The organism is Microbacterium sp. NPDC057741, assembly GCF_042798735.1.
In the GTDB taxonomy this organism is placed as follows: Bacteria; Actinomycetota; Actinomycetes; order Actinomycetales; family Microbacteriaceae; genus Microbacterium.
In genome coordinates, this window is sequence record NZ_JBHVJW010000001.1 from 15,367 (window position 1) to 32,601 (window position 17,235).

Genomic DNA, 17,235 nt, shown 5'->3' on the forward strand with positions numbered 1-17,235 from the left:
AAGATGGCCGCTCTGGACGAGGAGCTCGCCGACCAGCGGGCCGAGGTGCTGCGCGCCTCGCTGTCCGACTACGAGCTGGAGGACGAGGACGACGCGCTGCTCGCCGGCGTCACGCTCGGCGAGGACGGCATCGAGTTCCTGCCTGCGCTGCCGGTGGTCGCGATCGTCGGACGGCCGAACGTCGGCAAGTCCGCGCTCGTGAACCGCATCCTCGGCCGCCGTGAGGCCGTCGTCGAGGACACCCCCGGTGTCACCCGCGACCGCGTCACGTACAAGGCCGAGTGGCTCGACCGCCGCTTCACCCTCGTCGACACCGGCGGGTGGGAGCCGGATGCTCGCGGCATCGACCGCTCCGTCGCCGCGCAGGCCGAGGTCGCGATCGATCTCTCCGACGTGGTGCTGTTCGTCGTCGACGCGATGGTGGGCGCCACCTCCACCGACGAGCACGTCGTCCGCCTGCTGCGCAAGAGCGGCAAGCCGGTGTTCCTCGTCGCGAACAAGATCGATGACGCACGCCAGGAGCCCGAGGCCGCTGCGCTGTGGAACCTCGGCCTGGGCGAGCCGCACCCGGTCTCCGCGATCCACGGACGCGGCGTGGCCGACCTGCTCGACGCGATCATGGAGAAGCTGCCCGACGTGTCGGCGGTGGCGAAGGCCGAGATCGGCGGACCGCGCCGCGTGGCCATCCTCGGACGGCCGAACGTGGGCAAGTCCTCGCTGCTGAACAAGGCGGCGGGGGAGGAGCGCGTGGTCGTGAACGACCTCGCCGGCACCACCCGTGACCCCGTGGACGAGGTCGTCGAGCTGGGCGGCAAGCTGTGGCGGCTGGTCGACACCGCCGGCATCCGCCGTCGGGTGCACCTGCAGCAGGGCGCGGACTTCTACGCGTCGCTGCGCACCTCGGCCGCGCTGGAGAAGGCCGAGGTCGCGGTGGTCGTCCTCGACGTGAGCCAGCCGATCAGCGTGCAGGATCTGAACATCATCGACATGGTGCTCGAGTCCGGCCGTGCGCTGGTGCTCGCGTTCAACAAGTGGGACCGCCTCTTCGACGACGACATGGAGAACATCGACCGTCGTCGCTACCTGGAGCGCGAGATCGAGCAGGACCTCGCGCACGTGGCGTGGGCTCCGCGCGTGAACATCTCGGCGAAGACCGGCCGCCACTTCGACAAGCTCGTGCCCGCGCTCGAGCTGGCCCTGGAGAACTGGGATCGCCGCATCCCGACCGGCAAGTTCAACGCGTTCATCACCGAGCTCGTCGCAGCGCACCCGCACCCGCTGCGGGGCGGCAAGCAGCCGCGCATCCTGTTCGGCACCCAGGCGTCGACCCGCCCGCCGACATTCGTGCTGTTCACGACCGGCTTCCTCGACCAGGGCTACCGCCGGTTCATTCAGCGCCGCCTGCGTGAGCTCTACGAGTTCGAGGGCACGCCGATCGTCATAAACATGCGCGTCAGGGAGCGCCGCCAGAGGTAGTCATGGCTGAAGGGACCTGTGTCTTCTGCGCGATCGTACGCGGACAGGAGGCGGCGAGCATCGTCTACGAGGACGAGACCGTCGTGGCGTTCATGGACAGGTACCCCGTCACGCGCGGCCACCTGCTGGTCGTCCCGCGTGCGCACGTCGTCGGCCTCGAGGACATCGATGCCGATGCGGGCGCGCGCGTCTGGGAGGTCGGGCAGATGCTCGCCCGAGCGCTGCGCCGCTCGGGCATTCCCTGCGACGGGATCAACCTGCTTCTGTGCGATGGGGAGGCGGCCTACCAGACGGTGTTCCACTTCCACCTGCACGTGATCCCGCGGTCGGCGGGTGACGGCTGGACCGAGCTGGGGCACCGCGCGCCGGAGCGCGAGCGGGCGCTGCTCGATGCTGACGCCGACGTGATCAGGCGCGCGCTCGCGATGGACCGCGGCTGACACGGACGCCTACGATGGCAGGTGGATGCCACCACTCCCGGCATCCGCTTGACTGCGCCCACGAGGCCCGCCGAAAGAGGATGCGATGACGCACACCCTGCCCCTGCCCGACTTCACCCACGAGCGCGTGGAGGTGATCACCGGGCCGCGGAGCGGGCTGATGATCACCGTCGCACTGCACTCCTCGGTGCTCGGCTCCGCCCTCGGCGGAGCCAGGCTGTGGACGTATCCGCACTGGAGCGACGCCCTCGGCGACGCGCTGCGGCTGTCCGCCGCGATGACGCTGAAGAACGCGGCGGCAGGGCTGGATGCCGGTGGCGGCAAGTCCGTCATCAGGCTCGAGCCCGGCGAGACGCTGGACGCGGACCGGCGGCGCGCGGCGTTCCTCGACCTCGGCGACGCGGTCGAGCTGCTGGGCGGTGCCTATCGCACCGCTGAGGATGTGGGCTCGACGACCGACGACATGCTGACAGTCAGCGAGCGCACCGCGCACGTGGTGGGACTGCCGCAGGCGACGGGTGGCTCTGGCGAGCCCGCCGGTCCGACGAGCCTCGGTGTGTACGCATCGCTGCGGGCGGTGCTGTCGAAGCTCACCGGTTCCGCTTCGGCATCGGGCCGTCGGGTGACGATCTCTGGCCTCGGGCAGGTCGGTGGGCGGCTCGCTCAGCGGCTCGCGGACGAGGGCGCCGTGCTGACGGTCACCGACATCAACCCCGCGCGGCGCGATTTCGCCGCGTCGATCGGCGCGACCTGGGCGGAGCCAGGCACCGAGCACCTGCTGCCCGGTGATGTGTTCGTGCCCGCGGGCATCGGCGGCATCCTCACAGACGACGTGATCGACGCACTCGACGTGAAGGCGGTCTGCGGACCGGCGAACAACCCGCTGGCCGAGCGGTCCGGCGCGGATCGGCTGGCGAGCCGCGGTATCCTCTACGCACCGGACTTCGTCGTGAACGCGGGTGGTGTGATCTACCTCGACCTCGAGGCCAAGCAGCTCGGCACCAGCGAGGAGATCATGGCTCGGGTGGCCGGCATCGGCGACACCGTGAGCAGGATCCTGGACGACGCCGAGGTGCGCGGCATCACGCCTTTGGCGGCGGCCGAGGAACTCGCGGCATCGCGTCTGCGCGCAGGGGTGACGGTCTGAGATGAGCGGCGCGGGTGTCGAGGTCGAGATCCTCACGACGATCGGTGATTCTGACGCGGAGGACCTCGCCGTGCTGCTCGCGCAGCTCTCCCGCACGGCGGTCTTCGATCGCGCGCGGTTCGACGCGATCGTCTCGCACGATGCGACGGATCTGATCGTCGCGCGCGCAGACGGCAGGATCGTCGGGATGGCGACGTTCGTCTCGCTGCCCCTGCCCTCGGGTCTTCGGGGGCACGTTGAGGACGTCGCGGTCGACGAGGCGATGCGAGGACGCGGGATCGCTCGGATGCTGCTCACCCGCATGACCTCGCTCGCTGAGGAGCGCGGACTGCGGACTCTCGATCTGACGTCGCGTCCGTCGCGAGAAGCGGCGCTGAGACTGTACGAATCGGTCGGATTCGTACAGCGGGAGACGAATCTGCTCAGGTACACGCCTGCGGAACGCATCGTGACGGCAGAAGAACGGGGATGACGGAGGGCACGCAGCAGGTGCGCCCGCTGTGAAAGGGTGGAGGGATGACGATCGTTCCTCCCGAGCCTGGCGAACCGCGACGTCCGCTGGGTCCCCGCGATCCGGGCGACGCCTGGGTTGTGGCGGAATCGGGTGAGAAGTACTGGGGGCGTTTCGGCGCCGCGGGCGTGCTCGCCGTCGATGCGGAGCGCGGCGTTCTGCTGCAGCATCGAGTCGGCTGGAGCCATTTCGGCGGCACCTGGGGGATCCCCGGTGGAGCGCGGCATCAGGGTGAATCGGCTCTGGACGGAGCGCTGCGCGAAGCCCGCGAGGAGGCCGGGATCCCGGACGGGGCGCTGCGCCCGAGGTTCGCGAACGTGCTGGATCTGGGGATCTGGACGTACACGACGGTGGTCGCGGATGTGCAGGAGCCGTTCGAACCGGTGATCAGCGACCCCGAGAGCGTGGCGCTGGAGTGGGTTCCCGTCTCGGAGGTGACGCAGCGCGAGCTGCATCCGGGATTCGCAGATTCGTGGGCGAGGCTGTCGACGTTGCTCTCTGCGCGTCCGGCGGTCGTCGTGGATGCCGCAAACGTCGTGGGCTCGGTGCCGGACGGTTGGTGGAAGGATCGGGCAGGTGCGGCCGAGCGGCTGCATGCTCGGGTGTCGGCGTGGGCGGCGGAGGGTGTTGCCGCGTCGGCGCTGGGACTGTCGGCGGATCGCTGGTATCCGTCAGTGTCGTTTGTGGTGGAGGGCCACGCGAAGGCGATGGTCGAGGGCGACGGCGGGGTCGCCGTCGTGCGGGCGCCTGCGAGCGGCGACGACGAGATCGTGGCCGAGACGTTGCGTCTGCGGGGCGAAGGCCTGGCTGTGATCGTCGTGACGAGTGATCGCGGGCTGTCGGAGCGCGTCGAGGCCGCCGGCGGTCGCGTCGAGTCCGCGGGATGGCTGCTGCGCCAGCTTCCGGAGGCTTGAGCGCGTCTGCGCCTCGCCGGGTCCCCGGGTCCTGAGCGAGCGAAGCGAGACGAAGGACGTCCTGTCTCCGTTCCCGGCTCCTGAGCGAGCGAAGCGAGACGAAGGACGTCCTGCTTCCGCTCCCGGCTCCTGAGCGAGCGAAGCGAGACGAAGGACGTGCTGCCTCCGCTCCCGGCTCCTGAGCGAGCGGAGCGAGACGAAGGACGTCGCTCGTCGTCGGTGGTCAGCAGCCCGGCGCTGTCGGGTCTTCGTTACACGTGCGCGCGACGAGCGCGGTGTGGGCTTCGTAGATGCGGATCTGCTGGTCTGCGCCGGTGGTGTTGAGCGTGCCGGTGATGGGGAACCAGCCGGTGCCGAGGTCGATCTCGGCGGTGTAGGCGACGTCGACGCGTGCAGTGTAGGTGCCGCGCTCTTTGTAGGTGTGACTGGTGTCCGTCGGCGTGAACTGCGCCTGCCGCAGGGCGTCCCAGGTGGCGCCTCCGGTACTGGCTTTGGTAGTCGTGTCGTCGCCGTTGACGAAGGTGTAGCCGGCGGGAGTGAAGCGGACGGCGATGGGGAAGTTGAAGAGGGTGCCGTTCTGGGTGTGCACGTCGGCGTCGGCGACCATGTTGGTGGGCAGGCCCGCGACGCCCAGATTGTCTGGTTCTCCGGTGAGGACCGCGCCTTTGGGGGCGAAGCCAGCGAGGTCGGTGATCGTGATGGCGGGGAAGCCGGGCGCGGAGGGCGGGGCGGGTGCTTTGTCGGACTTGGGTTGTTCGACAGGCTTGTAACAGAGCTTCACCTTCTCCCATGAATCGAGGCAGATATCCAATGCGGAGCGAGGCGGCGCTTTAGGCGGCACGTTATAGGACATATCAATGCTGATACCCCGCCGCTTAGAAGGCTTTCCTTTACCAGGGGTGGTCTTGGTGGACGTGATCGTGGCCTGGTTATGCGAGATATTGCCGACAGCGTTTCTTAGTTCTTGAGGGAGATCGTCATCCCGCGGAGAGTCTGCATGTGCGATGGACGGAACAAGCAACGCCGCGAGAAGCGCGATGGAAGCGGCGCCTAGGACTCGCATGCGCCTTCATCCCCCTCGGCCTCGGCAGAGATGACGAAGGAGCTCTTCACCCAGCGCATTTCAAGATCGGTTGAGATTACGTTCGCTCGGTCGACCGGAGTGATGTCGCGTCCGTCGGCATCGAACAGACGGTTCTTGGAGATGTCGAGGCACACAGTCGCGGAGAGCACAGTCCGACTCGAGTTCAATGACTTCGGGTCTGGCGTGAATGACCTAACGCTGACGGTCCCGCGAGGTTGAACGTTATTTTCCAGGAAGAACTTAATCGCCTTGTTGTCGTCCGTAAGAGCGGACCCACTCAGGAAGTCCTGCGGATTCGGAGTTTCGTTACCAGCTCGTCGAGCGTTGCTCGCATCGTTGTACTCCTCATACGTCTTCTTCGCCGCCGCGAACGCCTCCTCATCCGACGCGAACGCCGCCGTCTTCGTCGGCTTCGGTTCCGGCGTTGGCGCGCACCCGGCAAGCAGTCCGAGGGCGAGGCAGCCGGCGGTGAGAGCAGCGAGGGCGCGAGATGACGTCACCCGGCTACGGTAACCGAGATCCCAGAAGCCCCGCGGGAGTTATCCACAGGCGGGAGTCACTCTCGCCCGCGCAGCCGATCGATGTCGCGACGTTCCCGCTTCGTCGGCCGTCCGGCGCCCCGATCCCGGACGGCGTTCATCGCCATGGGCTCGCGCGGGGGAGTGCGGTCGTCGTAGGCGGCCGCCGCGAGCGGCGCTCCGACGCGCTTGGTGAGTGTCTGCCGCACGACGAGGATGCGATCGAACCCGCTGATCCGCACGCGCAGCTCGTCGCCGGGCTTCACGGACTGCGCGGCCTTGGCCTTGTCGCCGTTCACGCGGACATGGCCTGCGCGGCACGCGGTGGTCGCTGCCGAGCGGGTCTTGTAGATCCGGACCGCCCACAGCCAGCTGTCCACGCGCGCTGCTCCCTCACTCATGATGCCTCCCGAGAACGCGCGGCGATGAGCGAGCCCGCCACGATCAGACCCTGACCCAGCGTGTAGGTGAGCATGACGGCGGGGCTTGTCCACTGAGGCATGGCGTCGGGAAGGAACAGCCGGAACGCGAGGATCGAATCGCTCATCAGGAAGAACACCCCGCCGGTCGTGATCACGGGGTGGCAGCGCGCGGCCATCGTCGCGGTCCCGGCAAGCACCAGCCCATAGGCGGCGACGGCGAAGATGAGTGCTCCGATCGACGGGCCGAGGACGACCAGCATCCCGACCCACCAGATCGCGTAGACGAGCGTCCACCACGGGATGCGCCGCACCCGGAGATACTTCGCGAAGAGCACGATGTAGGCGATGTGTGCGATACCGAAGAACAGCAGCATCAGCGGCAGTTCAGGTCCCCACGAGAAGAAGGTTCCGGCCTCATCTCCGAACCAGGAGAACAGCAGCGCCGCGATCAGAAGCGCGAGCACCGCCCGCGGGCGCAGTCTCGGCGCCTCGAGCAGCACCGGCAGGACAAGAAGCGGCATCAGCGCCATCTTTGTCGGCGCGGCGAGGTCGCTCTCCGTCGCCAGCGCGATGACGTGGATGACGGAGAGGACGATGTAGGGCACCCAGATCAGCAGGCGGGCGGCGGTGCGACGCGGCATCCCTCCATCGTATTGCCGCGCGATCAGCGCGAGAGTTCGAGCGTGACCAGCGGCCTGCCGGGCTTCAGGTCGCCAGAATGCAGGAATCCCGCGGCCAGGAACGTCGTCAGCACTCCGTGGAAGAGGTCGTTGCTGCGCCCCTTCGCTCCGCCGGTGTCGATCGGATAGGCCTCCAGGATGCGGGCACCGGACTCCTCGGCGTATTCGACGGCCGCGTCCAGGAGCGCGGTGTTGACGCCCTTGCCGCGATGCTCGCGCCGCACGACGAAGCAGCTCACCGCCCAGACGCTGTCGTCGTCGAGCGGCTCGGATGTCGCCCCGACGATTGTCCTCGTGTTGACCAGGCGCACCTGCGCGGGGCGGGGGCCGACGCGGATCCACCCGGCCGCCTCTCCGTCGACGTACGCGACGATGCCCGGCGGCGGGCCGTCAGCGACTTCGTCGTGGAGCATCTCGCGGCGCTGATCGAGATTCGTCGCCTCCCAATCTTTGTTGCGCAGCATGGGCCAGATGCACTGGCAGGATGCTCCATCGCCGCCACCCGTGAGGGAGTGCTGCACATCGTCCCACCGCTCGACCGTCGCGCGTTCCGTGGTGATCGTGACCATGTCAGCACGCTACGCCGGGCCGCGGACATAGGCCACCACGCCCGGGCAGAGCGTGGTTCGCGATGCCCGTTCGCGTCGGCTAGGATAGGGGAGTTGCCCGCGCGAAAGCGCGTGTCAACGGGATGTGGCGCAGCTTGGTAGCGCACCTGACTGGGGGTCAGGGGGTCGCAGGTTCAAATCCTGTCATCCCGACCGATGTCCTGAGTCGCGACATAGTTTACGAACTAGTCGCGGCTCAGGACTTTTTTGTGGGTTCGTGGGGTTGACGCTGACGCGTTGCTGGTGAGTCGGGTCATCGTTGACGCGGCTGGTCAAGGCTTCTTGTGCTGATAGTCCCGGGTGGGGTCGATGGTGAACTCGGCGATGATTTCGCTGGTGTTCATGCTGCTGATGGTGACGTTGCGGTCGTGGATGAGCATGAGCACGGGGGTTCCGGTGTGGGCTCTGCCGATGCCGAGGTGGCGGATCTGTCCGGCGTAGCGGAGGGTGACTTTGCCGTTCTTGTCGACGATGTCGGTGCGGGATCGCCATTCGGTGGTGTCTGTGGTGCCGGTCGGGGCGGCTTTCGGCAGGGCGGTGTAGGCCTGCTCGGGGGTGCGGTGTCCGAGGGAGCGATGCGGGCGGGCGGTGTTGTACCAGGTCTGGAATTCGGTGAGCAGGTCGGCGAGGGCCTTGATCGTGTTCGGCAGTGGTCGGGCTTTCAGCCATCGTTTGAGGGTCTGGTGGAAGCGTTCGATCTTTCCCTGGGTCTGTGGGTGCCCGGGGCGGCCGTTCTTCTGAAGGATGCGGTGCGCGGCGAGGAGCTTCTCGAATCCGCCGCGGGCGCCTTTGTAGCGGGCCAGGCGGGCGGTGAACACGAGCCCGTTGTCAGTCAGTGTGGATGCGGGAGGTCCGTATCTGTCGATGAGTTCGGTCATGACGGTGACAACCATGGGGCCGGTGAACGCGGCGGCGGGGCGGATGTCCAGCAGGTAGCGGGCGTGGTCGTCGAGGAAGTCGAGGATCTCGACGCGGGTGCCGTCGGCGAGGAACCAGGCGATGGTGATCGGGCCGGCGTCAGCACCCGAGGACGTCAGCTCGCGCCGCAGCTGGATGATCCGGTCTCGGATGACGGGGCCGGTGGTCCCTGGGCGGGTCTTCGGCGCGCGTGAGCGCGGCGCGACCCCGTCGGGTCCCTCGTTCTCGTAGCGGGTGACGAGGGTGTGCACCCATTGGCGTGTCACCCCGTACCGGGCTGCAGCTTCGGCGCGTGTGAGGCCCTGCTCGTGCACGGCCCGGACGATGACGAGATTCTTCGATTTCACCCGTCAACGATGTCCCGACTCAGCAGCCAACGATCACCCGTGCCGGAACGTCAACGATGTCGCAGCCCACCCGTCAACGATCATCACCGACATCCGCGCGATCAGCCGTCAACGATGTCCTGCAATCCGACACTGTCATCCCGACCGAGAGGTCCCGGAAACTCAAGGGTTTCCGGGACTTTCTAGTTGGCGAGATGTGATCTGGTCATCAAAAATCCATCACTTTGGCGCCCTCGCGGCCAGTTGCCGCCGCAGCAAATGCCCATTCGTATTCAGGCGGTGCCGTTAGGGGAGCGTCAGCGGTCGAAGTGGATCTCATATCGGGCGCTGAACGCTCAGGGAGCGCCTCCGTCCCGAGGCGGGCATTGGCGACAGCGTTTCGGGTTCGTGGCTAACTGCGGATTCCGCCGGTTCCAAGTTGCCCTTCGCCTCAATGGTCAACCATTTCAGACGCGCACCTTGCGTAGCCGATCAAACATCGATTCACCGCCGCTGGCGGAGGCGCCCATCCAGAGGCCGAGTCCACGAGCCAGCGTTGCCAGCCCGTCATTCACTAGTCGAACGAATGGCTCAGTAGCTTGTTGGGTGTAGGCCTCAATAACGTTGAGCACATCTGGCTTGGCCGGGAGTTGAGCTTCTATGTCGCCTATTCCGAGGTGGAACCAACCGTTTCTGAGACGCCTGTATGGCAAGGTCGTAACAAGTTTCACGTCCGGTTCCGCCCAAAGCGCGTCCAAGTATTCAGCGGATCGTCCACCAATCTGGTTAGTCCGGGATTGCAACTGTTCGACTGATCGTGCGGCATGGTGCAGGACGACGAACCTATGCTTGAGTGCTGCAGCGGCGCACCATGGACAGCAGTCGGTCGACGTCCACTTGTATGCCGCCTGCACGGTCGAGTGGATCGTAATCAGCGATAGCGCGAGCTCCGTGCTCAGCTCGCCGGCGAAGGTAGTCGGAATCACCTCCGATAGCTTTCCGTCCCACCAAGTCACTGAAGTCTCGCTGTGGTTGCCATGACCGGCGAACTCCTCCAGTCGACGATCCGGGAATGCCAGCCCCGTGGCCTGTCCAACTCCCCGCATCAGCGTCAAGGCGTGCGGCCCCCACGCTGAAAAGTCGACGAGTTGGCTCGGCGGAAAGCCCAGCATGAATTGTCCGCCGACGCTCGTGAGCAGCACCTCATCACCGTCGGTAATGACGGATAGGTCGTCCCGAAGTCGGTCAAGCACCTTGAACCTGCGCGTAGCGGGAAAGAAGGTTTCTCGGTTTGCGGCGATGAGTGCCTCGAAGCTGCTCATGACGGCCGTGAGGTTCCGATCGCCCTTACCGTCGAAAAACTTGCCACCGTGTCGCGCCGCTTCCGCGATGACCGGATCCCACGAAAGCTTAGGACTCGCATCTCGGAGCGACTGCTGCAGTTCGTACGTAACCATCACGGCCCATTGGGACATTGGCCAGAGCCGCGGATGGCCTTTGGCGGAAATAATGCTGCCCGCCACGTATTGCAGATCGCAGGCCGCGATTGTCATTGACAGGCTTTCGTGCAGCTTCTGGCCCATGGAGGGATGCTACTTGCACACTGACCATGTCGACGACGAGTCGGCCGATCCCTTCGCCGGCAACTCCCGCTCCCGACGTACCTAACCGCTCGGTCGAATCCCTAACCGGGCAGCGCGTTAAGCGGACTGCACCCTGCAAGCCTTGTGCGATGTCGCCCACTCGTGCAGCAGTCCCGTTCAGTGCCCGCAGGTGTACGCGCAGGCAACGGGCCGGTGCCGGCGTCGATGCGCAAGCCGATGCCGCCGTCGGCACTGCGGGCCTATTGGTCGTGGTCTGTGGGGAAGATGTCGTCGAGAATCTCTTGACCGTGACTTAGCGAATCGCGGATCACGAAGGAGAGCTGGTCGAGCGCTTCGAGCCAGTAGTAGATGTCTTGATCATCCGTGAATTTCCCGCATGATCGCAGCAGAGATTCCGTCACGTCTTGCACGTCCCACATTGCCTGGAGGGCGGCTCTATCGAGGTCGTACGGTCGAGGTCCGAGGAGGGCGACACCTGGGTCGCTACTTCGCAGCGCGCTGATGTTGCCCAATCTGGTTGCGTGCACGTGACGGCTGGCGTAACGGTATCGTGCCCTGTCGCTCGGCTGCTTCACCTCATTCTCGAGCCGAGAAAATGGGATCCGACGCGGGTGCCGGGTCTGCGCACTTGTCCTGATGAATCGCGGTAGCGCCCACCCGTTCTCGATCAGCATGGACTCACCGTGCGTCGCAATGACCGCATTGAAGCGATTCTCGAGCTCGCGCTCAACCGCAAGCCATTGGCTGCTCCGGCGCGCGGCCCCACTCGGTCTCAGATCGTCGACTGACTTCCACATGTCGACGATGTGGCTCTCAAGGTAGCGTTCAGACAACTTTGCCTCGAAGCGGCGGAGGAACTTCGCGATTACCCGGACCTCGTGCAACGTCCGCGCTAAAGCGAGCGCGCCCGACGGGTAGCCCATCGTCGTGAGCACGAAGACCTCCTCAACCAAGATCAGTGATCGAGCGTGAAGCTGCGCGAGGGCCTGAACCTTCGGCGCTGTTCGATGGCTTTGTGGCATCCATTTCGACAGCGCGAGGTCGTTCATCTTGCCGGCCAACTGGATATAGCCAGCGAGCAGGTATCGAGTCGTCTCGAAAGCGTCGCCGATCACCTCCCCGAACGGCGCGAGGCCTCTGGCGCGAGCGACACCAAGCCCCAAGGCGTCGTTGACGAGGTCCCGGAGGTGGCGGTCCCAGAAGTACTCCGCGTCACTCACCAAGAACGCGCTGTGGAGGCGCTTTGGCGATGGGTTCGATCGAGCTCCTCGAATGCGACGCGACAGGCGTCTCAGAATCACGTCCTCGTGTTCCGTATCGACCACGGGATCGGGTGCCGCTGCGTCCTCACCGTTGTCCATAAGCACACATTAGGTCCGCAATCGTGCGGAAGCCGGTCTTCAGCGCGTCCGTTGCGCGACCAGCGGTGGGTCTGCCCAGGCATGCGGAGTGTATGAGGGCCTGCCGCTAAGCACTGTTGAGGCTGCCAATGGATGTGCGCACGCCGGTCCGCGCGGCCCGGTCCCCGCTACAGCGGTGGCAGGTTGTCCAGGTTGTTCTTCGTCGTCGTGTCCGCCGTCGTCTTGAGAAACTTTCGTCCAGTGGAAGTCTGGGCGACATAGACGTCGGCACGCTGCGGGCAGTTGACGTAGAACGTGTTGCTGCGCGATTCGATCGACGCGACGACCTGTGCAACGGGCCAATCCCATCGCCCCGTGACGCCGACATGCGTGATGTCACCGCTCCGGTCTTTCCGCACATTCTTGATCTCGGCATCTGCCACTACGTTCTCCGATCGTTCCGTCCCCGCTCGCTGCGAGGGGGCTTCAGCATGGCAGAAGCCTCCGACATCGCGGCAACGCGGCGGAGCCACCGACTCGTGCGCAAGTCGGCGGCTGAGCGTGCGTGGAATCGCGTCGTGAGTCCTTGGCTGTCATTGCGCGGGCAGGACGAGTCGTGCGTGGCGTCTAGTGCGCATATGCACCGCTCGATGCTTTGCGCGGTAGCGGCTCCCTACGCGCACGACCGCCGACGCTTTGTCAGGTCGAGGCGTTCCAAACGCGCTGAGCCGTCCCTCAACCTCCTGAACCCGAACGACTCCACGCAACTTGACATCGTGCGCGCTGGCCACCGATCAGTAATCCGCCACTCCATCCGGATCCCGCTCGAGCCGGTCAATTTTCTTGGCGCGAGTCCGAAGCCAGACCCATCAGAACCCATCTAATTCACCCGCCAAGACCCGCCACCAACCGGCTACACTCGGACCAAGCGAACCGCTCGCTTCCCTGTAAACACAAGGGAATCCGCGAGTTCCTGAGATGATCGGCGGAGACCGGAAATCGACCGGATCCTTCAAGGGGTCGCAGGTTCAAATCCTGTCAGCCCGACAGAGAAGCCCTAGTGAGATATCAGATCTCACCAGGGCCTCGTCCGTTCTCTGGACGGTATCGCGTCCCTTCGAGAACTGCGCACCGCTCGCCTTTCCCCGTTCTTCGTGGTGGGCTTTTACCGGCGACGTGACCGATCTTGGAACCGTACGAGCCGGGGGAAGCAATATCCAGTGTGAGCGAAGACAGCGAGTGCATTCAGGCGTCCATAGAGTCGCCTGCCCGATTCTCTGAGATCTTCGAGCGCCACGCGAAAGACGTGGAGGCGTTCATCTTGTCTCGGATTGGAGAGACTGCGAAAGACGATGTACTGAGTGAGACCTTCCTGGTCGCATTCCGGCAGCGCGCGAAGTTCGACCTCACGGTCGATTCGGCGAAGCCGTGGCTGCTCGGGATAGCGACCCGGCTGATCCATCGACACCGCGCCCAGGAGTCGGCCCATTGGCGCCGGCTCGTGGCTTCGGCGAAGGTCACAGAGTTCATCGCGCCGAACGAAGAGGCGAGGGCCTCTGAGCGGGCCGATGCGGCCGCCGCGATTCGCGCGTTGGGCCCGCAGATCGCCGCGCTCTCCCGGCGCGACCGCGACACTCTGCTGCTGTATGCGTGGGGCGACCTGACCTATGAGCAGGTTGCCGCCGCCCTGAAGGTGCCCGTGGGGACGGTGCGATCGCGGCTCAGTCGGATCCGTGCCCGATTGTCTGCGCCGCCACTGGCGGCGTCGGCAGTGAGGTCTTCAACCGAGAACGGAGGAACAATCGTATGGACAGCATGAACAAGGTGCGCGAGATGCGCCAGTCCGGTGCCAGTGACCTGTCGGTGGCGCGGGCGTCGCTGGAGGCCGCGATCGCTTCAGGTGGGGGAGACCGCCGTCGTTCCTCGCGAGGAATGGTGATCGGTGGCGGCGTGTTGGCGGCTGGTCTGGTCGTGGCGGGAACTCTGGTCGGAGGGCTGCTCCCACAGGCGGCCAGCGCGCAGGAGGTCCTCGAGAACGCGGCCGCGCTGCAGGTCGACCTCTACGACACCTCCCTCGAAGAGGGGCAGTTCCTGCGCACGAAGATCGTGCGTGAGAGCATCAGTTACCTCAACGAGGGCTGGCAGACCGATGCGGAGCCGTTCTCAGCGGTACCGGTCCACCCGGTCGCTGCCGTGCTGACCGGCTCGACGGACATCTCCTACCGGTCGGCCGACCGATCGGATGATGTCACTCAGGACACGAGCGGTTACTACGGGATCCAGGCGTATGGTGACACCGCAGCGGCAGATGCCGCCTGGGCTGAGTACTACGTCCCGGGCGGTACAGCGAAGATCGGCGAGCAGGCTCCCGGCGAGGTCTGGCGGACGGAAGGTCGCGCTCCTGGTTCGCGGTTCCTCGAAGGGAAGCTGCAGGGAAGGATTCCCGAGGATCCGCAGGCATTCCTCGATGCGTGGATCGCGAGCGCCGAGGGTGGGACTGCCACCGGTGAACCTGCCCTCGACCAGCTCTGGCGTGTGGTGGGGGATGCGGACTTCGCAAATGCGTCCGGCCGGGATCGAGCAACAGTGCTGAGGGCCTTGGCATTGACTGACGGAGCGGAGGTTGTATCGACCGATGGTGATCTCTCCGTCGTGCAGTACAAGGGCGAATGGGGCACATACCGGCTGACCATCGACACGGCGAAGGGGCAGATCATCGCGGTGCAGAGCGAGATTCATCGCGGTGCTGTCTACGTCGGTGACGGCAACAAGGAGCGGCTCGCCGACTTCGAGACCCCGGCGTTCGTCCCCGACGGGACTTTCTCCAGCACGGAGACGATCAGCGTGGACGTCGTGGACTCCGTTCCGCAGACTGACGCCTACGACGACTGACAGGAACTCCGCGAAGCGCCGGGTCGCCTCCTTCGGGCGCGACCCGGCGCTTTCCGCATATCACGGCAGCGCCGAACACTGCGCTACTCGTCAAGTCATCCGCACTGCACGCCCACGACCGCACCTCCCCGCCTCGATACCTTCGGATCATGGCGAGTGTTCAGGTGATGACGGTGCGCGGTCCGCTCGCGGTCGACGAGCTCGGGCAAACGATGCCGCACGAGCACATCCTGTGCAAGGAGCTCGGCATGGGTGAGGGGCCGCTCGACGACCTCGACGGAGCGATCGCCGACCTTTCGACGCTCAAGGAGGTCGGTGGCGGCGCAGTCGTCGACCTCACCAGCGGCGACCTGGGCCGGCGGCCGGCGCTCCTACGCCGGGCATCCGAGGAGTCCGGCGTCCACATCGTGATGGGCACCGGGTGGTACCGGGAGTCCTTCTACCCCGAGGACTTCAATCAGCTCTCGGTCGCTCAGCTCACCGAGCTTCTGCTGGCCGACATCGCGGAGGGGGAGGACGGCATTCGCCCGGGTGTGATCGGCGAGATCGGCGCCGACCACGCCTACCTGTCTGGAGTGGAGGAGCGCGTGCTGCGCGCCTGCGCTCGCGCCCAGCGCGAGACCGGGCTCGGCATCGTGCTGCACGCCGTCATGAGCGAGGTCGGCGCCTGGCAGCTGGACGTGCTCGAGGAGGAAGGCGTCGACCTGCGCCGCGTCGGCGTCGGGCACTGCGACCTCTACCCGGATGTCGATTACCACACGCGGCTCGCCGAGCGCGGGGCCTTCGTGATGTACGACACGCAGAGCTTTCCAGGCGCCGAGATCGCGGCAGCGCGCATCGCGAACGCCGTCGAGATGGTGCGGCGGAGCTTCGGCTCTCAGCTGCTGATCTCTCATGACGTGTGCACGCCGAGCGGTCGGATCGCGGGCGGAGGACCGGGATACTCCCGGACGATCACCGACACGACGCCGCAACTGATCTCGGCAGGCGTCCCCGCCGAGGTCACCGAGCAGATCATGACCGCGAACGTGTGGCGGCTGCTCACCGGCACGGACTGAAGCACTCGGAGGAGGAGAATGGCTCGGTGACCGACTGGCAGATCCTGAGCCGCATCCCGACCGCCGCCGAGCACCGCACTATCGCCGAGCAGGTGGGCTGGGATCATGCCTTCGACTGGGCGACGCTTGGCGACTCGCTCGCCGGCTCCTGCGTGGGCGTCACCGCTCTGCTCGACGGTTCGCCGGTCGGCATGGGCCGCGTCGTCGGTGACGGCGTGAAGTACTTCTACGTGCAGGATCTCGCCGTCGTCCCTGCGCAGCAGCGCACCGGCCTGGGCACTGCACTCCTGCAGAACCTGCTCGACCAGATCGCCGCAGCGGCGCCGTCCACGGCGTTCGTCGGTCTGTTCGCGACGCCCGAAGGCGGCGCACTGTATCGCGCGCACGGCTTCTCGACGGGGGACATGACCGGGATGTTCCGACTCGTCGAACCCCGCTAGCTCTTCCTCGCCAGCTCCTGGCGGGCGCGCTCCAGTGTCTTCCCCGCTGCACCGAATCGCTCCGCCGCTGCACTTTCCTTCGCAACCGCCGCGGCTATGAGCGCTCGCGCCCCGTCCGCCTCGCCCCGCACCCGCTCCAACTCGGATGCCAGCTCCACGGCCCTCGCTTCGAGTCGCTCTGCACGCTCTTCGGCATCCGTCCGCGCGGCCGCGACCCGTGCGACCTCCTTCTCCGCGCGCTCGTGCTCCTTCTCGGCCTCGCGTACCGCCCGCTCGGCGTCCTTGCGATCACGCCGAGCGCGCAGCTCGTCCTCGGGCATGGCCTTGACAGCGGCAGGCGCCGGAACCTCGCCGCCTACCACCGCAGCCAGGTCGACCGGCTCGCCGGACAGTTCGCGCACCAGACGACCGGATGCCACCGCTGCCGCCGCATCCGGGTCGAAGAAGGCCGCCGTGATGGTTCGCTGCACGGCATCCGACGTCGACGCCGTGACCCGCTCGCCGCGGTCGGATGCGAGCGCCACGGCCTCTCGGCCGAGCTGCGCGGTCAGCGCGCGCCGGTCGCGACCCAGCTTCGCGAGCGCCGCCGCGTCGAGATCGTCCTGCGCCTCGCGCAGCTCCGCGGCGAGCAGCAGCACCTGGGCGAGCCGGTCCGCCCGCTCCTGCGCGAACACGTTCACGACCCACGCAGCGACAGACGGCTTCGGCAGCGCGCGGATCCGTTTCGCCAGCGCAGGATCGGATGCCTCGGACGCCCGCGCGTTGCGCTCCGCGATGAACGCGGAGGGCGCGAGCGCATACAACTCGACGGCCGCCGTCGCCAGCAGCTGCTCGTCTGACGGAGCGTCGGTCATCGA

The 17,235-nt window shown here is 66.4% G+C and carries 19 protein-coding genes and 1 tRNA gene; 10 read left to right on the forward strand and 10 right to left on the reverse strand.

Annotated features, from left to right (window positions below; all coding sequences use genetic code 11):
* Nucleotides 1–3 precede the first annotated feature (3 nt).
* The 5 genes from der to ACFVDO_RS00105 all read left to right on the forward strand — a co-directional run bounded on the left by der (nucleotide 4) and on the right by ACFVDO_RS00105 (nucleotide 4,488).
* Nucleotides 4–1,476, forward strand: coding sequence for a ribosome biogenesis GTPase Der (der, locus tag ACFVDO_RS00085; protein ID WP_378858106.1), 1,473 nt, complete (start codon nucleotides 4–6; stop codon nucleotides 1,474–1,476).
* Between the two features lie 2 nt (nucleotides 1,477–1,478).
* On the forward strand, nucleotides 1,479–1,916 hold the full coding sequence (locus ACFVDO_RS00090) for an HIT family protein (protein ID WP_378858088.1): 438 nt from the start codon (nucleotides 1,479–1,481) through the stop codon (nucleotides 1,914–1,916).
* 85 nt (nucleotides 1,917–2,001) lie between these two features.
* Complete coding sequence (locus ACFVDO_RS00095) at nucleotides 2,002–3,063, forward strand: Glu/Leu/Phe/Val dehydrogenase dimerization domain-containing protein (RefSeq protein ID WP_378858087.1); 1,062 nt, start codon at nucleotides 2,002–2,004, stop codon at nucleotides 3,061–3,063.
* Between the two features lies 1 nt (nucleotide 3,064).
* Nucleotides 3,065–3,535: a GNAT family N-acetyltransferase gene (locus ACFVDO_RS00100; RefSeq protein ID WP_378858086.1), complete on the forward strand. Its 471-nt coding sequence runs from the start codon at nucleotides 3,065–3,067 to the stop codon at nucleotides 3,533–3,535.
* A 44-nt stretch (nucleotides 3,536–3,579) separates the two neighbouring features.
* Complete coding sequence (locus ACFVDO_RS00105; protein WP_378858085.1) at nucleotides 3,580–4,488, forward strand: NUDIX domain-containing protein; 909 nt, start codon at nucleotides 3,580–3,582, stop codon at nucleotides 4,486–4,488.
* Between the two features lie 223 nt (nucleotides 4,489–4,711).
* On the opposite strand, the gene ACFVDO_RS00110 is transcribed toward ACFVDO_RS00105, so the two are convergent.
* From ACFVDO_RS00110 to ACFVDO_RS00130, 5 genes are all read right to left on the reverse strand, one after another.
* Nucleotides 4,712–5,341 carry a hypothetical protein gene (locus ACFVDO_RS00110; protein WP_378858084.1) on the reverse strand — a complete coding sequence of 210 codons (630 nt, stop codon included), beginning with the start codon at nucleotides 5,339–5,341 and terminating at the stop codon, nucleotides 4,712–4,714.
* Nucleotides 5,342–5,538: 197 nt separating this feature from the next.
* On the reverse strand, nucleotides 5,539–6,072 hold the full coding sequence (locus ACFVDO_RS00115) for a hypothetical protein (protein WP_378858083.1): 534 nt from the start codon (nucleotides 6,070–6,072) through the stop codon (nucleotides 5,539–5,541).
* Nucleotides 6,073–6,128: 56 nt separating this feature from the next.
* Nucleotides 6,129–6,491 (reverse strand): RNA-binding S4 domain-containing protein, encoded by a 363-nt coding sequence (locus ACFVDO_RS00120; protein ID WP_378858082.1) that lies wholly within the window; start codon nucleotides 6,489–6,491, stop codon nucleotides 6,129–6,131.
* Nucleotides 6,488–7,153 (reverse strand): lysoplasmalogenase family protein, encoded by a 666-nt coding sequence (locus ACFVDO_RS00125; RefSeq protein WP_378858081.1) that lies wholly within the window; start codon nucleotides 7,151–7,153, stop codon nucleotides 6,488–6,490. The genes ACFVDO_RS00120 and ACFVDO_RS00125 overlap by 4 nt, the downstream gene beginning before the upstream one ends.
* A gap of 23 nt (nucleotides 7,154–7,176) precedes the next feature.
* The gene (locus ACFVDO_RS00130) at nucleotides 7,177–7,761 is read right to left on the reverse strand and encodes a GNAT family N-acetyltransferase (protein ID WP_378858080.1); all 585 of its coding nucleotides are present in this window, start codon (nucleotides 7,759–7,761) and stop codon (nucleotides 7,177–7,179) included.
* Nucleotides 7,762–7,879: 118 nt separating this feature from the next.
* Between ACFVDO_RS00130 and ACFVDO_RS00135 the strand changes: the two genes are divergently transcribed.
* Nucleotides 7,880–7,953: transfer RNA gene (locus ACFVDO_RS00135), tRNA-Pro, on the forward strand.
* Nucleotides 7,954–8,072: 119 nt separating this feature from the next.
* On the opposite strand, the gene ACFVDO_RS00140 is transcribed toward ACFVDO_RS00135, so the two are convergent.
* The 4 genes from ACFVDO_RS00140 to ACFVDO_RS00155 form a co-directional block, all read right to left on the reverse strand.
* Complete coding sequence (locus ACFVDO_RS00140) at nucleotides 8,073–9,065, reverse strand: integrase core domain-containing protein (RefSeq protein WP_378858079.1); 993 nt, start codon at nucleotides 9,063–9,065, stop codon at nucleotides 8,073–8,075.
* Between the two features lie 446 nt (nucleotides 9,066–9,511).
* Nucleotides 9,512–10,627 carry a hypothetical protein gene (locus tag ACFVDO_RS00145; RefSeq protein WP_378858078.1) on the reverse strand — a complete coding sequence of 372 codons (1,116 nt, stop codon included), beginning with the start codon at nucleotides 10,625–10,627 and terminating at the stop codon, nucleotides 9,512–9,514.
* A 260-nt stretch (nucleotides 10,628–10,887) separates the two neighbouring features.
* Nucleotides 10,888–12,009: a DUF5677 domain-containing protein gene (locus ACFVDO_RS00150; protein ID WP_378858077.1), complete on the reverse strand. Its 1,122-nt coding sequence runs from the start codon at nucleotides 12,007–12,009 to the stop codon at nucleotides 10,888–10,890.
* 167 nt (nucleotides 12,010–12,176) lie between these two features.
* Complete coding sequence (locus tag ACFVDO_RS00155; protein ID WP_378858076.1) at nucleotides 12,177–12,431, reverse strand: DUF3892 domain-containing protein; 255 nt, start codon at nucleotides 12,429–12,431, stop codon at nucleotides 12,177–12,179.
* A gap of 779 nt (nucleotides 12,432–13,210) precedes the next feature.
* Here ACFVDO_RS00155 and ACFVDO_RS00160 point away from each other — a divergent pair.
* The 4 genes from ACFVDO_RS00160 (at nucleotide 13,211) to ACFVDO_RS00175 (ending at nucleotide 16,378) form a co-directional block, all read left to right on the forward strand.
* Entirely contained in the window at nucleotides 13,211–13,807 is a 597-nt protein-coding gene (locus ACFVDO_RS00160; protein ID WP_378858075.1) for an RNA polymerase sigma factor, read from the forward strand.
* The gene (locus ACFVDO_RS00165; protein ID WP_378858074.1) at nucleotides 13,795–14,880 is read left to right on the forward strand and encodes a hypothetical protein; all 1,086 of its coding nucleotides are present in this window, start codon (nucleotides 13,795–13,797) and stop codon (nucleotides 14,878–14,880) included. Before ACFVDO_RS00160 ends, ACFVDO_RS00165 begins: the two co-directional genes overlap by 13 nt.
* 149 nt (nucleotides 14,881–15,029) lie before the next feature.
* A complete protein-coding gene (locus ACFVDO_RS00170) occupies nucleotides 15,030–15,938 on the forward strand; it encodes a phosphotriesterase (protein ID WP_378858073.1) in 909 nt (302 codons plus the stop codon).
* Between the two features lie 26 nt (nucleotides 15,939–15,964).
* Nucleotides 15,965–16,378, forward strand: coding sequence for a GNAT family N-acetyltransferase (locus tag ACFVDO_RS00175; protein WP_378858072.1), 414 nt, complete (start codon nucleotides 15,965–15,967; stop codon nucleotides 16,376–16,378).
* Here ACFVDO_RS00175 and ACFVDO_RS00180 read toward each other — a convergent pair.
* Nucleotides 16,375–17,232, reverse strand: coding sequence for a transposase (locus ACFVDO_RS00180; protein ID WP_378858071.1), 858 nt, complete (start codon nucleotides 17,230–17,232; stop codon nucleotides 16,375–16,377). The genes ACFVDO_RS00175 and ACFVDO_RS00180 overlap by 4 nt on opposite strands.
* Nucleotides 17,233–17,235: the final 3 nt, after the last annotated feature.